Origin of the sequence: Methylobacterium pseudosasicola (assembly GCF_900114535.1) — a bacterium.
GTDB lineage: Bacteria > Pseudomonadota > Alphaproteobacteria > Rhizobiales > Beijerinckiaceae > Methylobacterium > Methylobacterium pseudosasicola.
On the sequence record NZ_FOTK01000127.1, the window covers coordinates 1 to 1,236 of the forward strand.

General features: G+C 67.2%; 1 protein-coding gene and 1 pseudogene. Both read right to left on the reverse strand.

Translation table 11 applies throughout. From position 1 onward, the window contains the following. Positions 1-213: 213 nt before the first annotated feature. Positions 214-945, reverse strand: a complete 732-nt coding sequence (gene istB / locus BM228_RS33485) for an IS21-like element helper ATPase IstB (protein WP_092047643.1) — start codon at positions 943-945, stop codon at positions 214-216. Beyond that, positions 945-1,236 (reverse strand): annotated as a pseudogene (locus BM228_RS33490) (IS21 family transposase); the annotation flags it as partial. The pseudogene BM228_RS33490 and the gene istB, both read right to left, overlap by 1 nt.

Here is a 1,236-nt window from a genome sequence, read left to right on the forward strand (position 1 = left end):
CGCGGCACGCCGTTTGGCCCGCGGCTGCATGCGGTGGCGACGTATCTCAAGACCTTCCAGGCACTGTCCTACGAGCGGTTGCAGGCGACGCTATCTGTCAAAAGGCGTTGGAACGGGACCCCGGATCGGCGTGCAATTGGGACCCCTTCGCAAGCTGGGTGCGGTGCGGCTGAGCTGATCCGACGTCCGGCTTTCGCGGCGTAGGCGCTGGCCTCAGACGCGGTTCTTGAAGCGCCAGCTCTCATTGCCGGTCTCGACGATCTCACAGTGATGGGTGAGCCGGTCGAGCAGCGCCGTGGTCATCTTGGCGTCGCTGGCGAACACGCTCGGCCACTCGCCGAAGGCGAGATTGGTGGTCACCACGATCGAGGTGGTCTCGTAGAGCTTGCTGATCAGATGGAACAGCAACTGGCCGCCTGACTGCGCAAACGGCAGGTAGCCGAGTTCGTCCAGCACCACGAAGTCGAGCCGCATGAGATGGTCGGCGATGCGGCCCTGCCGGCCGGCACGCGCCTCGGCTTCGAGCCGGTTGACGAGGTCGACCACGTTGTAGAACCGGCCTCGCTTGCCGTCCCGGATACACGCTCGCACGATGGCGATGGCGAGGTGCGTCTTGCCGGTGCCGGTACCGCCGACCAGCACGACGTTGCGCTGATGGGCTAGGAACTCGCCGCCAGCGAGGTCGCGCACCAGCCCCTCGTTGACCGGCGTGTCGGCGAAGGCGAACTCGGCGATGTCCTTGGCCAGGGGCAGCTTGGCGATCGTCATCTGGTAGCGGATCGAGCGCGCCTGCTTCTCGCTGATCTCGGCCTGGAGCAGGTCGCCGACGACCTGCTGCGGCTCGTGGGTGCGCTTGAGCGCGACCTTGATGATCTCATCGTAGGCCGCCTTCATCCCGAACAGCTTCAGCTCGCCCATGGTGGCGAGGATGTCCTGACGTTCCATCATGGGGCTCTCCTCAGGCTGTCGTAGCGGGTACAGTCGGCGACCGGCTCATGGCGCAGCCGCAGGCTCTCAGGCGTCAGGATGGTGACCGGGGCGGTCGGCTCGCGCTGCCGGGCCAGGATGTTGAGGACGACATCGGCCGAGTGCACGCCCTCACGCAGCGCCTCGGCGCAGGCCGCCTCGACCGCGCTCAGCTCGTCGCGCAGCACGGCGGTGAGGATCTCGACCATCTGCCGGTCGCCGTCGGCAGAGCCGGCGAGCTTGCGTCGGATCCGGTCGAGGGCGGCAGGC

Coding starts and splice junctions, on each gene's coding strand:
- istB (WP_092047643.1), bottom strand. CDS start 945: ATGGAACGTCAGGACATCCTCGCCACCATGGGCGAGCTGAAGCTGTTC.